Consider the following 17,556-nt stretch of genomic DNA (forward strand, 5'->3'; position numbering starts at 1 on the left):
CGGTATCCCCGTTGAGGCCGTCAATTAGGCTCCTGAGTAGCCACACACAGCGTACTGGCTGCCCGTTTAGGCGGACCAAAACAAATCAGGTTAGTGATAATTTTTATCGGCCCGAGCGGCATAGGGCCAGTATGGTCGCCGTAGAGAACGTCGCCTTTGTGTTCGTCGCGGGGTTGCTTACGGCACTCGCCACCGGGCTCGGGGCGATTCCGTTCTTTCTGGTCGATGAGTTCTCCGACCGGTGGAACGTCCTGCTGTGGGGACTCGCCTCGGGGATCATGGTCGCCGCCTCGCTGTTCGGACTCGTCCGCGAGGGGCTGGCATACGGGTCGCCGCTGCTCATGGTTCCCGGAGTCCTCGCCGGTGTCGTCCTCGTCGTCGTGGCCCATTGGGCGCTGGAGGGCTTCGACAACTCGCCCAAAGAGTTCGAGCGGGCCGACTTCAAGAAGCTCCTGTTGATTCTCGGCATCCTGACCGTCCATAGCTTTCCCGAGGGCGTCGCGGTCGGCGTCTCCTTCGCGGAACTCGGGCTGGAGTCGGCGACGCCAGCATCCGCTGTGAGTATCATCGGTGTCTCCGTCCCGCTGCTGGCGGTGTTTATGACGGTCGCCATCTCTATCCACAATATTCCGGAGGGGACTGCCATCGCGATCCCGCTCCGTTCGCTGGGTATCAGCGAGTGGAAGATGGTCTGGTGGGCGGTGTTCTCCTCGCTGCCACAGCCAGTCGGGGCCGTTATCGCGTATTACTTCGTCACACTGGCGAAGGCGTTCCTCCCGTTCGGCTTTGGCTTCGCTGCTGGAGCGATGGTGTATCTCGTGCTCACGGAGTTCGTCCCCGAGGCGCTGGAGTACGGGAACGGCCTGCCGGGCGGGGGCAAGCGTGAACTCACCGCTGGCGTCGCTGTCGGCGTGTTGGCGATGGTGCCGCTTGCATTCGTTTAGAGGGGAAGCTTGTTCCGGATGACGGTGAGATCGACGAATGCCTTTAGCGGGTCGTCGTAGTCCTCGACGCGGGTCTCCATCCGGTAGTTCGAGTGATCGACGGCGAAGAAGTACGGCCCGGGCGCGTCTAGTGACTCTCGCGCGCCGCCGTCGTCCGTCGACGCCCGATAAATATCTGATCCCTCCGGCTGCACTGCTGTCTGGCTGAATTTGGGGTTGCCTGGCGGCGTCTCGTCGGGCTCTCGGCCTTTGATGTACGTGTCGTACTGCTCGAACTGCTCACGGTCGGTGAAAAAGTACACGTTGAACGGGATGTCTGCTTTGACTATATACTGTATCTCGCCGCCGGGGTCGGATACGTCCGGAATCCTCTCCTTTATCCACGCCTCATGTGGGTCGACCCTGATATCCTGCTTCACGCTGACGACTACTTCGCCGCCACCACCCATGCAACCAGAGCCGACGACTGTTGCACCGAAACCGGCTGTCTGGAGAAATCTCCGGCGCTTCATCCATTGATAATCAGGGTCACAGTCTACTTAGTTCTACGTCCGCAGTTATAGCCGCTGATAACGGGACACGGCTGGCTCGAAAAGGAAGGAATTTAAACCACGGCGCGGAACAAGCACCATACCATGGGTAAGAAATCGAAGGCTACGAAGAAGCGACTGGCCAAACTCGACAACCAGAACAGTCGAGTCCCGGCCTGGGTCATGCTCAAGACGGACCGCGAGGTCCAGCGCAACCACAAACGACGCCACTGGCGGCGCAACGACACTGACGAATAATGAGCGCCAGTGACTTTGAGGAGCGTGTCGTCACCGTCCCGCTCCGAGACGCGCGAGCCGAACCGAACCACAAACGCGCAGACAAGGCGATGATCCTCATCCGCGAGCACCTCGCCAAACACTTCTCTGTCGACGAGGACGCCGTCCGTCTGGACCCCTCCATCAACGAGGCGGCCTGGGCTCGCGGCCGCGCCAACACGCCAAGCAAGATCCGTGTTCGCGCCGCCCGCTTCGAGGAAGAGGGCGAAGCCATCGTCGAAGCAGAGACCGCAGAGTAACGTTGCTCCGCGCGGCTTTCTCCGGGTCGTCGTACGTGGGTGTGTTCGCCCGTGCGACCGACGACTGCGTGCTGGTTCGCCCAGACTTAGACGAATCGCTACTTGACGACCTGAGCGACGAACTCGACGTTCCGGCCGTGCCGACGACTGTCGGCCGCTCTGGGACCGTCGGCGCGCTCGCGACTGGCAACGAGAACGGGCTGGTCGTCTCCGAACGCGTCCGTGAGACCGAAATCGAACGGATTCAGGATATCGTCGACGTGCCCGTAACACGGCTCCCCGGCCGAATTAACGCCGCCGGAAACGTCGTCTGCTGTAACGACTACGGCGCGTACGTCCACCCCGACCTCCCCAGAGAGGCCGTGCAGGCCATCAAGGACGGGCTGGACGTGCCCGTCGAACGCGGCGTCATCGCCGGCGTCACGACTGTCGGGACCGCCGCTGTCGCCACCAACAAGGGCGTGCTCTGCCATCCGAAGGCCACGGACGGCGAACTCGACGCTCTTGAGGACGTCCTTGACGTGCCCGCAGACATCGGGACCATCAATTACGGTGGCCCGCTGGTCGGGTCCGGCCTCATCGCCAACGATCACGGCTACGTCTGTGGTTCGGACACCTCCGGGCCGGAGCTGGGCCGTATCGATCAGGCGCTCGGCTACATCGACTGACGCGACTTCTATTTCACCGCTCAGGATGGATGCTGGTGGCTGAGCTTCTCTGCCACCACGCCCGGAACGGGTAGTCCGCAGTCTCCACACGCCCAGGACCGGCTGGTCCCGCCCCGCTCCAGCGTCAGGTCCTGTCTGAACCGCAACGTCGCACCGCACTCACACTGGTAGGTTGTCCCGCGCATGTCTTGTTGTATGTCCTGTCCCGGCAAACCCATCGGGGTTGCTGACCATGATAGATCGTGTCAAAGAATAATATAGTGCGTCCCCAAACGTCACGTATGGTCCAGCGAACACCGCCTGCGGAAGACCAGAACCGCCTCGTCTGTCGGAAGTGTGACTACTCGACAGGTGTACTCCGCCCATCCTGTCCGGAGTGTGGCGGCGATATGGTGTACGCGCCAGAACCCAGTGACTAGGGGTATGCTGCCCGTTTCTTGATATTTCGCTCCCAGTGGTCCCGGGCCCGACAGCGGCGAGTACCGCTTGGCTCTGTCGTGGCTCGCCGTGTCTCTGGAAAAAGGCGGAAGGGGAAGATACTTCCCTGCCCTGCCCGCATCTGCGTGTATGAGCACGTACACTGTTCGCGGTAGTTTCCCGGCCCGAGACGGCCCACAGGAGTTCGAAAAGGAGGTCGAGGCGCCAAACGAGAACGTCGCTGAGGAGCGCGTTTACAGCGACTTCGGCTCACAGCACAACCTCAAGCGCACGCAGATCACAATCGAGGAGGTGGCAGCATGATGGGCGGTGGCGGCGGTGGCGGCGGCGGTCAGATGCAGCAGGTCGCACAGGAGATCGAGCAGATGGAGCAGGAAGTCGACGCCATCGACGAGGAGATCGAACGCCTCCGCGAGAAGCAGTCGGACATCGACGAGGCTATCGAGGCCATCGAGACGCTCGACTCCGGCTCTACGGTGCAGGTCCCGCTCGGCGGCGACGCCTACATCCGCGCGACTATCGAGGACATCGACGAAGTCGTCGTCTCCCTCGGTGGCGGCTACTCCGCAGAACGCGAGCAGGACGGCGCTGTCAGTACGCTGGAAACAAAGCAGGAGACGCTGGACGATCACATCAGCGAGCTGCAGGAAGAGAAGGCTGAAGTCGAGACCGAGATGGAGGAACTCGAACAGCAGGCCCAGCAGATGCAACAGCAGCAGATGCAGCAGATGATGCAACAGCAAGAGCAGGAAGACGAGTAAGGCCGCTATGTTCGACGGACTGAAGGACAAACTCAGCGGGTTCACGAGTGACGTCGAGGAGGACGTCGACGACGACGCACTCGAAGCGGAGGACGAACCAGACGCCGACGAGGCGGCTGGGGAAGCACCTGCTGATGAGGCGAGTGAATCTGAGCCTGCGACGGACGCGCAGCCGTCCGAAGACGACACGCAGGTGGCGAGACAGACAGCCGAAACCGACCGGTCACAGGCTGACGCTGAACCGCCAGCCGCGGACGCTGTGGCGACAGATGAGTCAGCCACAGCACCGGCTGCGGAAGTCGGAGACACGGACGCGGTTCCAGACGACGAGTCCCAGTCGGACGACGCCGCGGAAACCGCGGCTGACTCAGCGTCCGAAGCCGATTCGGGGTCAGACGAAGACGACGGCGGCCGCGGCCTCGCCGCGAAGGCGAAGCTCATGGCGACCGGGAAGACCGTCATCGAGGAGGACGACCTGCAGAGTCACCTCGATGACCTCGAACTGGCACTGCTGTCGAGTGACGTGGAGATGAGCGTCGCAAACGAGATTCTCGACGGCGTGAAGGAGAACCTCACGGGCCAGACCCGCCGACGGCTCTCCAGCACGGGGAACCTCGTTCGGGATGCACTCCGAGAGTCGCTGTACGACGTGATTAACGTCGGCCAGTTCGACTTCGACGAGCGCGTCCAGCAGGCCGACAAGCCCGTCACCATCGTGTTCACCGGGGTCAACGGTGTCGGCAAGACGACCTCGATTGCGAAACTCGCCCAGTACTTCGAGGAACGCGGACTCTCGACGGTGCTCGCCAATGGCGACACCTACCGCGCCGGGGCGAACGAGCAACTTGAGAAACACGCCGAGAACCTCGGCAAGAAGATAATCACCCACGAGCAGGGCTCAGACCCGACGGCGGTCGTCTACGACGCCGTCGAGTACGCCAAGGCAAACGACATCGACGTGGTGCTTGGCGATACAGCCGGCCGGCTCCACACCTCCGACGACCTGATGGCCCAGTTGGAGAAGATCGACCGCAACATCGATCCGGACATGACGTTGTTCGTGGACGAGGCGGTCGCGGGACAGGATGCCGTCAACCGGGCCCGGGAGTTCGACAACGCCGCCGAGATTGACGGGGCGATACTGACGAAAGCCGACGCCGACCCGCAGGGCGGCGCGGCCATCTCCGTCGCACACGTCACCGGCAAGCCGATTCTCTTCCTGGGAACCGGCCAGGACTACGATGACCTCGAACCGTTCGACCCCGAGGAGATCGTCGATAGTCTCATCGGCGAGTAGGCCTCGGACTTCCCGGTTATTGTTGCTGCAATCTCTGGGCTATCGAGAGCCATCGTGGACTCTGATTGTGTCGAACCCGGAGTGTTCCTCCTTTCGGCTGAGAGTGGACTACGCATAATGCGGCAAATATCACGACATAAGCGGAGGTGTGGTCGTTTTCGCCGACAGGACCGCGTTGAAGTCGATTGCCGTGTATCACTGACGTACACACCAGCGTAGCGTGACTCCAATGCAGACAATCGAACGACGCGACGGTTCTAGCGATATCGGTACCGGAGGAGCCAACGATGTCTGACAGACGCTACTGTCGGCAAGCCGCGCCGGCTGATGTTGCACCTGAACTCATCGGGCCGTCCCCTGATGGTCGGAGTCTCCCTGGTGACGAGCACAGGTCGTAACTGACTGGTGCGAGCAGGTGCCCGCTGTTTCAGGTGACAGTGACGATAACTGCGGCAATGGGAGTTCTCACAGGAGTGGGGGTGCTGACCACTGGAACCACGGGTTATTACGTTGTTAAACGGTGGCTGAGTGGGATTTGACCGATGAGTCGCTGTTGACTCACAGCGCAGGCCGGCACGTCCGTGGGCGCAGATACCTATACACTCGATAACCGCTCGGAAAGCGCGTGCATCGGAATCGTCCGAGCATCGAAACACACCGTGACACGTCGGTATTTAGGTGGTTGAAGCGAAAGCCACCCGTGCATCCGGTTGAAACCCCGGATTTGAACTAATCGTGATCTGAACCAGACTGTTTATGATTGTTCTGTGAACCGATTCAGCTTCGGGTGTGACTAATCCATTCCGTCGGCCCTCCGTCAGACGCTTAGCAGGTCATTCATAAACTGCCCGGCTTCGCTTCGGGCAAACGCTATGGGACGACCCACATCTCGACGGAACGTTATCAAAATCGCAGGCGGCGCACTCGTCGCGCTCGCTGGCTGTAGTGACACTGGCGGTAGCGGTACGGAGTCCGACGGCGGTGGCGGCGGTGCCGAAGCTCCAGGCACATCTACGGCAGCAGAGACTGACGCGATGACCGAAGCTGGTACCGAGTCGCAGACGGACACTGAAGCCCAGACCGAAGAAGAAACCGGGATGAATACCGAGACGGAACTCGGCGAGAACGAAACTGATGCTCTCGGAAACGAGACCGAGATCCCGGATAATGAAACCGAACTGCCCGGCAATGAGACCGAAGTACCGGGCAACGAAACCGAAATACCTGAAAACGAGACAGATACTCCGGGCAACGAAACGAATATACCCGATAACGAAACCGAAATACCTAGCAACGAGACTGACCTGCCCGGTAATGAAACCGGCACAGTCGGGAACGAGACAGGCAACGAAACGACCGCCAACGAAACCGGAGCATAACCCGCTGACGCCGTGCCGGGCCGCGTTCTGACTGGTCGGGTACGACTGCTGCTACTCTCGGGCGGCCTCGACGGCATCGACGAACTCCGCGGCCTGTTCGCGGACGCCGTCCATATCGTTGTTCTCGATTGCTTCGTAGTTGACCAGTGCCGAGCCTGCCCCGACGGCAACCGCGCCGGCATCAAAGAACTCGTCGACGTTGTCGGTCGAGACGCCACCAGTCGGCATGATCGGCACGTCGCCGAGCGGGCCCTGCAGCGCGCCGATGTGGCCGGGACCGACCGTCGAGGCGGGGAACATCTTCAGGATGTCCGCACCCGCTTCCATCGCATCGGCGGCCTCTGTCGGCGTCATGACGCCGGGGATCGCGAGGACGCCCTCGCGGTTACACACGTCGATGACGTCCTCGTTTAGGTTCGGCGCGAGGACGAACTCCGCGCCGGCCTCGATGACGTTGCGGGCGGCGGCGGCGTCCATGACCGTCCCGGCCCCGATGATGGCGTCGGTGTCGTCGAGTGCCTTGTCGACGGCGGCGATCATGTCCGAACAGCGCTTCGCGTCGGCCGTCAGCTCCAGCGCCGTGACGCCGCCTTCGTGGACGGCTGTCGCCACGTCGACCATCTTTTCCTCGGGAATCCCGCGCAGGACTGCTGTGACGCCGCTGTCGACCAGTTCCTGTTGTACCGCCTGTTTGCTCGTCATGGGCGCAACTGTGACGGGGTGGCCCAAAAGCGTGTCTGAACCGCCGGAGCACTCGCTACGCGTCCGGGTCGTATGGGCGCGCGATGTCGGTCGGTGGGGCGCCGACGCCCAGCACGGTAACTGACTCGTCGGCGTCGTCGGGGTTGTGCGCGCGGTGAGGGCTCTCCGGTTCGGCGACGAACACCTCGTCGGCTGAGACGACGTACTCCCCGTCGGGCGTTTCGACGTGGAGCGTGCCGTCGAGCACGTAGAACAGTTCCTCGCGCGTCTCGTGGTAGTGGTAGGTCCGCGAGAGGTCCTCGCCGGGTGTCATCTCGTAGGTGGCCGCGTGGAGCGCGTGGAGTTCGGCGGTGTCGGAGACGCCGCGCCGGTCACAGGGGTAGTCTGCAGTCGCTGACAGGTCCTCGGGGTCAATCTGGTGGTAGCCCATATCGTCGGTGGGGGCGCCGGCGGGCAAAAGCGTGACCACGGAGCGGTGTCAGGCGAACAGCCAGATCAGCACGGAGAGCGTTCCGATGGAGGCCACCGTCGAGGTGAAGACGTTCAGTGAGGCGAAGGCGGCGTCGCCGCCGAGTTCCGTCGTGTAGACGTACGTCGACACCGCCGTCGGGGTGCCGAGCATCACGACCGCCGCACCCAGCGCTGTCGCGTCCATCGACAGCGAGGAGTACACCAGCCACGCCAGCGCCGGCATCCATAGCACCTTCAGCCCGACGACGCTGACAGTCTTTTGCAGGTCCGACACCGGGAGGTCCGTGTCGAGCGTCGCACCGATACACAGCAGGGCGACCGGGAGCGCAAGCTCTGCCGGCGGGCCGAGTGCACCGATGATTGCCTCCGGAACGGATAGCGACAGGACCGAGGCTGTGATGCCGGCCACCAGCGCGATGAGCACCGGGTTCGTCACGAGCTTCTTGCACTCGCCCAGCAGCGAGGCGTCGCCGCCGTTGATGCAGACCAGCAGGAACACCGTCACTGGGACGTGCGTGACCGCGCCGATGCCGAGGATGACGCTGGCGACGGCTGTTGCTTCGCTGCCCATTGTCGCCGCTACCAGTGGCAGGCCGAGAAACCCCATGTTGCTGTGATACGACTGGACGACGGAGACGCTGCGGCGGTCGGGGGACTCCAGCCGCCGGTGGACGAGCCAGCCAAGCGTTATCGTCAGTGCGACGACGGCCCAGAACCCCCCGAGGAGCGCCGGCGAGATAATCTCCTGTAACGGGCGGTCGTACGTGGATTGGAATATGAGCGCCGGCAGCGCGACGGTAAAAACGAGTGTCGTGAGGATATCCGTCCGCCGCTCGGTCAACAGCCCGAAGTGGCCGGCGGCGACGCCGGCCGAAAGAAAGGCGACCATGAATCCGAGCTGTCCGAGAACGGCCATATTGTCGACCAGTCGGTTCGACCTTTTCACCCTTTCGCCACCGGTAGACGTGGAATTAATCATGCAGATGCTGTCTCACACAGAGAGCACATCTCGCCCGAAGATGGTCGGCAAACTGAGATGGACCTGCCGTTCCGCTTCGCTCCGATGGCAATGAGCGACTCAGCCCTGACCGAACGGATACGGCAGTCATCTCAGCGGTTAGCGGGCGACAGCATGACAACAAGCCTTTACCCGCGTCGTCGCGTATCTCGCGCTAACAATGGTACTCGACGATCTTGGGAGTTCGCTTCGGGGGACACTTGATGACCTCCGGGGGAAGTCCCGGCTCTCCGAAGAAGATATCGAGGACATCGTCAAAGAGATTCAGCGGTCGCTGTTGCAGGCCGACGTAGATGTCGGACTCGTACAGGACCTCTCTGACAGCATCGAGACGCGGGCGCTAGAGGAGGAACCACCGGCGGGGACGACACCACGAGACTGGGTTCTGCGAATTGTCTACGAAGAACTGGTCGACCTCGTCGGCGAGTCGACGGAACTGCCGCTCGAAGAGCAGACCATCATGCTCGCCGGCCTGTATGGGTCGGGGAAGACGACGACGGCCGCGAAGATGGCGTGGTGGTTCTCGACGAAAGGGCTCCGACCGGCCATCATCCAGACCGACACGGACCGGCCCGGCGCGTACGACCAGTCCAAGGAGATGGCAGAGCGCGCCGAGGTCGACTTCTACGGCGACCCCGACGAGGACGACCCAGTAAAGATTGCCCGTGACGGGCTGGAAGCGACGGAGAACGCGGACGTGCGCATCGTCGATACGGCCGGTCGTGACGGCCTGAACGAGGAGCTCATCGAGCAGATCGAGCGCATCGAACAGGAGGTCCAGCCCGACCGGGACCTGCTGGTGCTGGACGCGGCGATGGGCCAGAGCGCCAAGAGTCAGGCCGCCGACTTCGAGGACGCCATCGGCATCGACGGGGTTGTCATCACCAAGCTCGACGGGACGGCGAAAGGTGGCGGCGCGCTCGCTGCCGTCAACGAGACCGACTCCACCATCGCCTTCCTCGGCTCCGGGGAGACCGTCAAGGACATCGAACGCTTCGAGCCCTCCGGGTTCATCTCCCGCCTGCTCGGGATGGGCGATCTCAAGCAGCTCACCGAGCGCGTCGAGCGCGCGATGGAGGAGACCCAGGAAGGCGACGACGAGGACTGGGACCCCGAGGACATGCTTGAGGGGCAGTTCACCCTCAAGGACATGCGCAAGCAGATGCAGACGATGAACAACATGGGGCCGCTGGATCAGGTGATGGACATGATTCCCGGCCTGGGCGGTGGGCTGATGGACCAGCTTCCCGACGACGCGATGGACGTGACCCAAGAGCGGATGCGGGACTTCGATGTCATCATGGACTCGATGACCGAGGCGGAACTGGAGAACCCCCGCGTCGTCGGCCAGTCCCGGACAGAGCGTATCTGTCGGGGCTCGGGCAAGCCCGAGGAGCGGGTGCGTGAACTCCTCCAGCAGCACAAACAGATGGAACAGATGCTCAAACAGTTCCAGGGCATGGGCGACGGCGACATGGAGCGGATGATGAAACAGATGCAACAGGGCGGTGGCGGCGGTGGCGGCATGGGCGGTATGGGCGGCGGCGGTATGGGCCCGTTCGGCGACTGACGCCGCTGTGTCGATCTGTGGTCTGGGATATCCCACGCTATTTTGATGATTTATATTCGATATCCGGGCCAGAACTAAGGGTTGGCCCGTTCTACGGATAAAGCGAGCATGTACGAAATTGTCGCTGGGATAGACAAAAGTGAGGCTCGTGGGACCGCCATCGCGGAAGCGATAACCGAGATTCCGATGGACGCCAGCCAGGTCCGCGTCACGCTGCTACACGACTTTGAGGAGAATCCCGAAGGCGCGTCCGTCGATCAGGTGGCCTCCGTGCGCCGGGCACGGGAAGTCCTCGAAGAGGCTGGCGTCGAGGTGGCGCTAGAAGAGTCGAGCGGCGAACCGGCCGACGCCATCCTCCGACTGGCTGACGAGCAGGACGCCGACATGATTGTCGTCGCCGGGCGCAAGCGGACGCCGACGGGCAAAGTGCTGTTCGGCAGCGTCACACAGAGCGTGATTCTGGGCACGGACCGCTCCGTGCTGGTCTGTAGTGGCGAAGAAGAGTAACGCTGCTCAGGCCCCGTACACTTCTTCGACCCGTTTTGCGAGCGGCGACGGGTCCGTCCGACCGGTAATCCGCTCGACGGGCTCGCCGTCCTCGAACAGGACGATGGCGGGCGCTGCGTTGACACCGACCGACTGACAGAACTCCGGCGACCGCTCGCCGGCGATACCGCCGACCGGAACGCCGTCCGGGAAGGCGGCCAGAACGTCGTCTAACTCCGATTTCATTGCTTCACAGGGGTCACAGAACAGCTTCCACACGGTCACGACACACCGGTCGTGGGCGTCGACGAAGGCCTCGTAGCTGTCGTCGTCCAGATGCTCGACCCCGTCGGGGACCGGTGTCTCCGGCCCCAGCTCGGTCGCCATCTGTGCCATCGTCGTCAGCTCCACGGTCGTGTAGGAGCCGTCGACGTTCGACCGCAGAGTCAGGAACGTAGCGAACTCCTCGCGGGACACGTCGAGCTCGTCGACCCGCTCGGCCGCTTCGGCGGCCGAATCGAGGCCGAACACGTCGGCGACAGATTCGTGGAAATCCGTCTCGCCCATCGTCACGTAGGTGTCGTAGTACACCTCGCGGTCAGCTTCGAACGCTTCCGTCGTGCTGACCTCGTCCGTTTCCTCGTCGATGACGACGACGCCTTCGTCTTCCAGTGCGTCGAGTAGCGCTTCGGCGGATTGTGTTTCTGACATTCAGACACCCAGATATTTGTCGCGCGTCTCTTGATCTTGCTGTAGCTCATCGGCGGGCCCCTCGAAGACCACTTCTCCGCGATCCAGCACGTAACACCGGTCGGCGATCTTCATCGCCGCCACAGCGTTTTGCTCGACCAGTAGTATCGTCGTGCCGTCCTCGCTGATTCGCCTGATTGCGTTCTCGACGGATTCGATGATCTGTGGTGCCAGCCCTTCGTATGGCTCGTCGAGCATCAAGAGGTCGGTGCTCTGGTGGAGCGCGCGGGCGATGGCGAGCATCTGCTGTTCGCCGCCCGAGAGCGTGCCCGCTTTCTGGGAGCGTCGCTCGTCGAGTCGCGGGAAGTACTCGTAGATTTCTGAGGTTGACATCCCTTCGTCGCGGAAATCGAGCTTCCGCCGCCAGGTGTTTGACTTGTTGCGGACGGTATCCGCAAGGTGGAGGTTCTCGGCGACGGTCAGATCAGTGAACACGCGCCGTTCTTCCGGGACCAGCGAGATGCCGCGGACAGCGATGTCCTCCGGTGGGTCGTTGGTGATATCCGTTCCGTTGAACTGAATCGTGCCGCTCCGGACATCGGGCGGCGTCGCCCCGGAGATACACCGGAGCGTCGAGGTCTTCCCCGCTCCGTTGCGGCCCAGCAGGGCCGTAATTTCGCCGTCGTCGACGTTCATCGACACGTCCTGAATGATGTGGCTCTCGCCGTAGTACCCGTTGATGTTGTCCACGTCGAGCAGCGTCACTCCTCGACACCTCCCAGGTACGCTTCCTGTACAGCAGGATCGTTCTGTACCTCCGCCGGCGTCCCCTCCGCGATGACTGATCCGCGGTTGAGGACGACGATGCGGTCCGAGATGTCGAAGACGATCTCCATGTCGTGTTCGACAAGCAGGAACGTCAGGTCGAGCTCCTCCTTGACTCGCTTGATGAGCTTGACGGTCGATTTCGTTTCGTCGGGGCTCATCCCGGCAGTTGGCTCGTCCATCAGCAGCATGTCCGGTTCGGCGGCCAGCGCGATGCCGAGTTCGAGCCGGCGCTTGTTTCCGTAGTCGAGGCTGGCGGCCTCGTTCTCCCGCTCGCCGTACAGGCCGACCGATTCGAGGACCTCGTTTGCCAGTTCATCGACCGCCGGGTAGCTGTTCTGATTCCGGAAGAAATTGAACCGGAACGAGCCGTGCTCGGCCGCCAGTGCCGCGATGGTCGCGTTCTCCTTGACCGTCAGCTCGGGGAAGATAGAGGCCGTCTGGAAGGACTTGCTCATCCCTCGCTGGACGACCTCATGTGGGTCCATTCCGATGATGGAATCTCCCTGGAACGCGATCTCGCCGTAGCTCGGTTCGAGTCGCCTGGTGACGAGATTGATGAACGTCGATTTCCCCGCGCCGTTGGGGCCGATGAGGCTCACGCCTTCGCCTTGCTCGATGGCCATGTCGACCTCGTCGACGGCCGTGAGGCCGCCGAACTGCTTGGTGAGCTGTTCCGTTTTGAGAACCGTCATTCGTCGTCACCTCCGACGACCCTGTCACGAACGTAGTCGATACCGCCCCAGATGCCGTTGGGGAAGAGGACGACAGCGACGACGAACACGACACCGAGGATGAGATGCCAGAACGGGCCGAGCGTCTCGAACCCGCTGACGATGTTCTCGATGTACAGGTACACGCCGGCGCCGAACAGCGGCCCGAACAGCGACCCGACACCGCCGAGCACGGTCATGATGACGATGCGCCCGGACTCGGTCCAGTACAGCGACTGCAGAGGAACGTAGTTCCCTTCGATGGCGAACAGGCTGCCGGCGATGCCGGCGAAGGCCGCCGAGATAATGAACGCCATCAGCTTGTACCGCCAGACGTCGAGGCCGACGAACTCCGCCCGCCGCTCGTTTTCCCGAATCGCACGGAACACGGTCCCGTACGGCGAGTGGAGGATGCGATTCGCCATCGCAACCGACAGCACCGTCATGACAGCAACGAACACGTACAGCATGTTGTCGACCAGCATCGACAGCGGGAACGGCACGCCGCCGTGGATGTCGATGACGCCCAGCAGGCTGCCGATGTCCACGGAGGTGAAGCCGTTCTCACCGTTCGTGAGGAAGGCCAGCGGCGACGCCGCCAAGTAAAACGACATCTGGCCGAACGTCAGCGTCAGGATAGCGAAGTAGATTCCGCCGCGGCGCAGCGACAGGAAGCCGACAATCCACGCCAGTAGTACCGCGAACACCGTGCCGGCGAGCAGCACCAGCAGCGGCGAGCTACTGACGCTCGCGCTGAAGATACCGGCGGCGTAGGCCGCGCCGCCGAAGAAGACGGCGTGGCCGAACGACAGCAGACCGGTGTATCCCAGCAGGATGTCGAACCCGACGGCGAAGATGCCGTAGATGAGCATCAGCGTCGCCAGCTGGGTATAGCCGTCGAGGTAGTTGTTGAAGAGGAACGGGAAAACGGCCACGCCAACGACCGTGAGCAGCACTGTCGATATCTCTCGGTCGCGGAAGCTGGCCCACCGGTCGGCGAAGCCGCCGGTGACCTCTGTGTCCGCATCGGCCGCCGCCGTGGCGGTCGCGTCGCGCGGTTCGTCGCTCATGAGACATCCACCTCTGAGCCCAGCAGGCCCTGCGGACGCACCAGCAGGACGAGCGCCGCGAGCGCGTAGATACCGACCTGACTCCAGGCGGCGTAGCCGGTCTGGATGAGGAGTACCTGCAGCGTGCCCAGCATCAGGCCGGCCACGACGGCCCCCTCTATTTTCCCGACGCCGCCGATAACGACGGTCAGGAACGCCGGCACCAACTGTTCAGTCCCGATGTTGGGATTGACGTTGGCAAGCGGGCCGCCGACGACGCCGGCCACGCCGGCGAGTGCGGCACCGATGCCGAACACGACGAGGTACGGCCGGCTCAGCTTGATTCCAAGCAGGCGAACCATCTCGCCGTCGAGGGTACCAGCCTGGACGATGAGTCCGAAGTCGGTGTACTCGACGAGGGCGTACACGCCAAGGACGAGGACTGCGGTAATTGCGATAACACCGAGACGCCAGCGTGGGAAGTTCCCGACCACGGGCAGCGCTATCGGGCCGGATGCCCACGAGGGCTGTGGGAACGGCTGGCTGTTCCCGCCAAGCATCGCACGGAGCAGTTCCTGAACGATGATTGCGAGCCCGAAGGTCACGAGTATCTGGTCGGTATCGGGGCGGTCGTAGAACGCCTGTGCGACGAGTCGCTCCATCAGGAGGCCGATGACGAACACGACAATCGGCACAATAATCAGCGCAGCGATGAATCCGAGACCGATGCCGTACGACTCGATTCCCCACGCTGCTAACTGGCCGTCGTTCAGCGGAACGTTTCCAGTTATGAACAGCCCCAGATACGCGCCGACGAGGTACAGTGCCCCGTGGGCGAAATTCACGAACTTCAGCGTCCCGAGGATAATCGACAGTCCAACCGCGAGCAGGACGTAAATCGCGCCCTGTTGCAGCCCATTCAATAGGATGGTGAGGATATCCGCGAGGAGCGTCACGCTCGACTCCCCCCGCTGCACTCCGCTCGTACTATCTGCGTATTCCTAATCATGCTAGTTTTTGTGTATCAAGTAAGGCAACCTCATGAACTATAAATCATGAGGGAACGCTCCCCTGTCCGGATTCTGGCCTATTCGTCGCCGTATTCGCCGAGATCGCACTCCGCAGCCGGCCCGGAATCACAGCCGTAGCCGACATCGTCCCGGGACGTGATCTCGACAATGTCGATGAAGTTCCCGTCGCCCTGCTCACTCGCAGGGAGCCCCTGAGCGACTGGGATGTCACGCTGTGCCTGATGGTCGCAGGCACGCATCGTCTCCGAACCCATCCCGATGTTGCTGTACTCGTAGTCCTCCAGTTGGCGGATGATTTCCGGCGGGTAGAACGTGCCCGCTCGTTCGGCGGCGGCCGCGTACTGGAGCGTCTGTGCGTAGGCGAGCTGGGCCGGTCCGGAGGGGACGCGGTCGTACTCGTCCTGGAACGCTTGCGTGAACGCGTTCGACGCCTCGTTGTCGATCTGGGAGTCCCAGGCGATTGTCCCGAAGATGCCCTCGATGGAGCCACCGGCGGCCTGCGCCATCGGGCGGTTGTACAGCGGAACGACAAGCTCCATGTCCTCGTCGATACCGGCGTCGACGGCCTGCGAGACGGAGTTCGCGCCGTCCAGCCCGTAGTGGTTCAGCACGAGTACGTCCGCGCCGCTGTTTGCGGCCTCCGAGAGATACGAGGAGAAGTCGCTGGTCCCAAGCGGCGTCGGAACGCTGTCGACTTCCTCCCAGCCGATTTCCGAGAGGAACTGGTTCATCGAGTCCTGCTGGGTCTGGCCCCAGGAGTAGTCGGCGTACAGCTGATAGAAGGAGTTGTCCGAACCGTACTCGTTTTCCAGTACCGGCGCGAGCGCCTGGCCGGTCATGTACGCGTTGAACATCTCCCGGAACCCGTACCGGGCGCAGTCTTTCCCGGTCGTGTCGTTGGAGTGAGTCAGACAGGCCATGAACATGACCTTCTCCGTCTGACAGAGGCCCTGCACGGCGATGGCCACCGCGCTGGATGAGCCACCCGAGATCATCACCACGTTGTCCCGGTTTATCATCCGCGAGGCGGACTGCCGGGCGGTGTCGGCGTCGGTCGCTGTGTCGCCGTTCACCGACTCGACCGTGTACCCGAGGACGCCGTCGCCGCTGAGGTCCTCGAAGCTGTCCACCCAACCACCGCCGTTGTTGAGATGCTTCTTCGCTAGCTGGTATGCCCGGAGCTCGTCCTGTCCCTCCGATGAATAGGGCCCGGATTGTGGAACGTTGAAGCCGAACGTAACCGTGTCGCCCTCGACCGGGAAGTTCCCGAGTGCCGGGTAATCATCGCCGCCGTCGCCGCCATCACCGCCACCATCGCCGCCGTCGCCACCACCGTCGCCACCGTCGCCACCGTCGCCACCGGAACAACCGGCCAGTCCCGTCAGCCCTGCCACACCTGCGACGCCCGTACTCTTCAGCAACTGTCGTCGGTTGACCGATCTGCCATTAGTTGGCATGTTCCATACGGTGTCTGTATATATCATAATAGTTTCGGTAGGTTAATCAACGATTTCACATCTACGGGCCGACAGATTCCGATTACATTACGATCCGCAGACTTATTTCGATCTGAATAGTTTGTTATAGCATGGCGGGGCACGCGGGGTGGCAGCTACTCGTCCTCACCGTCGTCGTTACCGCAGGCTGTGGGGGGCTCGGGTTCAGCGGCGGCGACGGCTCGCCGACGCCGGTGACGCCTGCTCCAGTGCCGACTGACTCTGCGACCGCGTATCCGGCCGGCGTTGGACCGGCGGGTGTCACCAGCCCATCTCTACTTGGGTCCGCACACGGGGACCGTCTCAACGGAACCGGATACACCCTGACGATGAACCGGACCGTCCGGTATGCGAACGGGTCGTTGCGGTCCCACCTTCGAGTCCACGTCGCGCTGGACGCGAACCGGACGTACCTCACGAACATCTCCGTCCGCGGGCACGCGGCCCCGGTGCTCCTCGGTCGGCCGCCGGCGACCGCGTCGTTCTGGTCCGACGGCGACACGTACCTCCGCCGGCTCGTGCGCGACAACCAGACGATCTACAACGAGTACGACCCGCCGGACAGCTACGCCGGCACGTGGCGATACTGGGTCCATTCCGCCGCGTTGAACGGACGGCCGGCCGCCGACGTCACTCGGACCGTTGCCCCGTTCCACACCCGAACCACGCGGTCCCAGCAGTCGGACGGGACCGCCTACGTCATCAGGGGCGACCGACTGCGGGAAAACACGACGTCGACAACGTGGGCCGCCCGGGAGAACGCGACACTCGTCGCCCACGTCAGGCAGTCGGGCCTCGTCCGGTACTACCGGACCGGCTACACGACGGTCACGGACAGCGGAGAGCCGGTCACCGTCACCAGAACTGTCAGGTTTACCGCGGTCGGGAACACGACGGTCGGGCCGCCACCGTGGCGTGACAGGGCACAGTCGACTTCCGGTTGAGGCGTCGC

General features: G+C 62.8%; 23 protein-coding genes. 12 read left to right on the forward strand and 11 right to left on the reverse strand.

Annotated elements, in window-relative coordinates:
- Window positions 1–131: 131 nt before the first annotated feature.
- Window positions 132–944, forward strand: a complete 813-nt coding sequence (locus C437_RS17555) for a ZIP family metal transporter (RefSeq protein WP_004518344.1) — start codon at window positions 132–134, stop codon at window positions 942–944.
- On the opposite strand, the gene C437_RS17560 is transcribed toward C437_RS17555, so the two are convergent.
- A complete protein-coding gene (locus C437_RS17560; protein WP_004518345.1) occupies window positions 941–1,393 on the reverse strand; it encodes a hypothetical protein in 453 nt (150 codons plus the stop codon). The genes C437_RS17555 and C437_RS17560 overlap by 4 nt on opposite strands.
- Before the next feature lie 186 nt (window positions 1,394–1,579).
- On the opposite strand from C437_RS17560, the gene C437_RS17565 reads away from it, so the two are divergent.
- The 3 genes from C437_RS17565 to C437_RS17575 are packed head-to-tail and all read left to right on the forward strand — an operon-like array spanning window position 1,580 to window position 2,678.
- Window positions 1,580–1,732: a 50S ribosomal protein L39e gene (locus C437_RS17565; RefSeq protein WP_004518346.1), complete on the forward strand. Its 153-nt coding sequence runs from the start codon at window positions 1,580–1,582 to the stop codon at window positions 1,730–1,732.
- Window positions 1,732–2,010, forward strand: coding sequence for a 50S ribosomal protein L31e (locus C437_RS17570; RefSeq protein ID WP_004518347.1), 279 nt, complete (start codon window positions 1,732–1,734; stop codon window positions 2,008–2,010). Before C437_RS17565 ends, C437_RS17570 begins: the two co-directional genes overlap by 1 nt.
- 2 nt (window positions 2,011–2,012) lie before the next feature.
- On the forward strand, window positions 2,013–2,678 hold the full coding sequence (locus tag C437_RS17575; protein WP_004518348.1) for a translation initiation factor IF-6: 666 nt from the start codon (window positions 2,013–2,015) through the stop codon (window positions 2,676–2,678).
- Between the two features lie 20 nt (window positions 2,679–2,698).
- Here C437_RS17575 and C437_RS20735 read toward each other — a convergent pair whose 3' ends face one another.
- On the reverse strand, window positions 2,699–2,863 hold the full coding sequence (locus tag C437_RS20735) for a hypothetical protein (RefSeq protein WP_169331093.1): 165 nt from the start codon (window positions 2,861–2,863) through the stop codon (window positions 2,699–2,701).
- Between the two features lie 96 nt (window positions 2,864–2,959).
- Between C437_RS20735 and C437_RS20740 the strand changes: the two genes are divergently transcribed.
- The 5 genes from C437_RS20740 (at window position 2,960) to C437_RS17595 (ending at window position 6,553) form a co-directional block, all read left to right on the forward strand.
- Window positions 2,960–3,097 (forward strand): hypothetical protein, encoded by a 138-nt coding sequence (locus C437_RS20740; protein ID WP_004518349.1) that lies wholly within the window; start codon window positions 2,960–2,962, stop codon window positions 3,095–3,097.
- Between the two features lie 148 nt (window positions 3,098–3,245).
- Complete coding sequence (gene rpl18a, locus C437_RS17580) at window positions 3,246–3,419, forward strand: 50S ribosomal protein L18Ae (protein ID WP_004518350.1); 174 nt, start codon at window positions 3,246–3,248, stop codon at window positions 3,417–3,419.
- Window positions 3,416–3,877, forward strand: coding sequence for a prefoldin subunit alpha (pfdA, locus tag C437_RS17585; protein WP_170832114.1), 462 nt, complete (start codon window positions 3,416–3,418; stop codon window positions 3,875–3,877). The genes rpl18a and pfdA overlap by 4 nt, the downstream gene beginning before the upstream one ends.
- A gap of 7 nt (window positions 3,878–3,884) precedes the next feature.
- Window positions 3,885–5,174 (forward strand): signal recognition particle-docking protein FtsY, encoded by a 1,290-nt coding sequence (ftsY, locus tag C437_RS17590; protein WP_004518352.1) that lies wholly within the window; start codon window positions 3,885–3,887, stop codon window positions 5,172–5,174.
- Between the two features lie 872 nt (window positions 5,175–6,046).
- A complete protein-coding gene (locus C437_RS17595) occupies window positions 6,047–6,553 on the forward strand; it encodes a hypothetical protein (protein ID WP_004518353.1) in 507 nt (168 codons plus the stop codon).
- A gap of 51 nt (window positions 6,554–6,604) precedes the next feature.
- Here C437_RS17595 and C437_RS17600 read toward each other — a convergent pair whose 3' ends face one another.
- Genes C437_RS17600 through C437_RS17610 form a run of 3 tightly spaced genes read right to left on the reverse strand, consistent with a single transcriptional unit; the run spans window position 6,605 to window position 8,642 of the window.
- Window positions 6,605–7,255, reverse strand: coding sequence for a bifunctional 4-hydroxy-2-oxoglutarate aldolase/2-dehydro-3-deoxy-phosphogluconate aldolase (locus C437_RS17600; RefSeq protein WP_004518354.1), 651 nt, complete (start codon window positions 7,253–7,255; stop codon window positions 6,605–6,607).
- Window positions 7,256–7,310: 55 nt separating this feature from the next.
- Window positions 7,311–7,685: a cupin domain-containing protein gene (locus tag C437_RS17605; protein WP_004518355.1), complete on the reverse strand. Its 375-nt coding sequence runs from the start codon at window positions 7,683–7,685 to the stop codon at window positions 7,311–7,313.
- 48 nt (window positions 7,686–7,733) lie between these two features.
- Window positions 7,734–8,642 (reverse strand): AEC family transporter, encoded by a 909-nt coding sequence (locus C437_RS17610; protein ID WP_004518356.1) that lies wholly within the window; start codon window positions 8,640–8,642, stop codon window positions 7,734–7,736.
- Window positions 8,643–8,904: 262 nt separating this feature from the next.
- Between C437_RS17610 and C437_RS17615 the strand changes: the two genes are divergently transcribed.
- Complete coding sequence (locus tag C437_RS17615) at window positions 8,905–10,314, forward strand: signal recognition particle protein Srp54 (RefSeq protein ID WP_004518357.1); 1,410 nt, start codon at window positions 8,905–8,907, stop codon at window positions 10,312–10,314.
- Between the two features lie 108 nt (window positions 10,315–10,422).
- Window positions 10,423–10,821 carry a universal stress protein gene (locus C437_RS17620; RefSeq protein ID WP_004518358.1) on the forward strand — a complete coding sequence of 133 codons (399 nt, stop codon included), beginning with the start codon at window positions 10,423–10,425 and terminating at the stop codon, window positions 10,819–10,821.
- A gap of 6 nt (window positions 10,822–10,827) precedes the next feature.
- Here C437_RS17620 and C437_RS17625 read toward each other — a convergent pair whose 3' ends face one another.
- The 6 genes from C437_RS17625 to C437_RS17650 form a co-directional block, all read right to left on the reverse strand.
- Window positions 10,828–11,511, reverse strand: a complete 684-nt coding sequence (locus C437_RS17625) for a thioredoxin family protein (RefSeq protein ID WP_004518359.1) — start codon at window positions 11,509–11,511, stop codon at window positions 10,828–10,830.
- Window positions 11,512–12,255, reverse strand: coding sequence for an ABC transporter ATP-binding protein (locus C437_RS17630; RefSeq protein WP_004518360.1), 744 nt, complete (start codon window positions 12,253–12,255; stop codon window positions 11,512–11,514).
- Window positions 12,252–13,010 (reverse strand): ABC transporter ATP-binding protein, encoded by a 759-nt coding sequence (locus tag C437_RS17635; RefSeq protein WP_004518361.1) that lies wholly within the window; start codon window positions 13,008–13,010, stop codon window positions 12,252–12,254. The genes C437_RS17630 and C437_RS17635 overlap by 4 nt, the downstream gene beginning before the upstream one ends.
- Window positions 13,007–14,098: a branched-chain amino acid ABC transporter permease gene (locus tag C437_RS17640; RefSeq protein ID WP_004518362.1), complete on the reverse strand. Its 1,092-nt coding sequence runs from the start codon at window positions 14,096–14,098 to the stop codon at window positions 13,007–13,009. The genes C437_RS17635 and C437_RS17640 overlap by 4 nt, the downstream gene beginning before the upstream one ends.
- Entirely contained in the window at window positions 14,095–15,033 is a 939-nt protein-coding gene (locus tag C437_RS17645) for a branched-chain amino acid ABC transporter permease (RefSeq protein WP_049919883.1), read from the reverse strand. Before C437_RS17645 ends, C437_RS17640 begins: the two co-directional genes overlap by 4 nt.
- A gap of 131 nt (window positions 15,034–15,164) precedes the next feature.
- The gene (locus tag C437_RS17650; protein WP_004518364.1) at window positions 15,165–16,565 is read right to left on the reverse strand and encodes a substrate-binding protein; all 1,401 of its coding nucleotides are present in this window, start codon (window positions 16,563–16,565) and stop codon (window positions 15,165–15,167) included.
- 131 nt (window positions 16,566–16,696) lie between these two features.
- On the opposite strand from C437_RS17650, the gene C437_RS17655 reads away from it, so the two are divergent.
- Window positions 16,697–17,548: a DUF7537 family lipoprotein gene (locus C437_RS17655; protein WP_004518365.1), complete on the forward strand. Its 852-nt coding sequence runs from the start codon at window positions 16,697–16,699 to the stop codon at window positions 17,546–17,548.
- The last annotated feature ends 8 nt before the right edge of the window (window positions 17,549–17,556 follow it).

Origin of the sequence: Haloarcula vallismortis ATCC 29715 (assembly GCF_000337775.1) — an archaeon.
Taxonomy (GTDB): domain Archaea; phylum Halobacteriota; class Halobacteria; order Halobacteriales; family Haloarculaceae; genus Haloarcula; species Haloarcula vallismortis.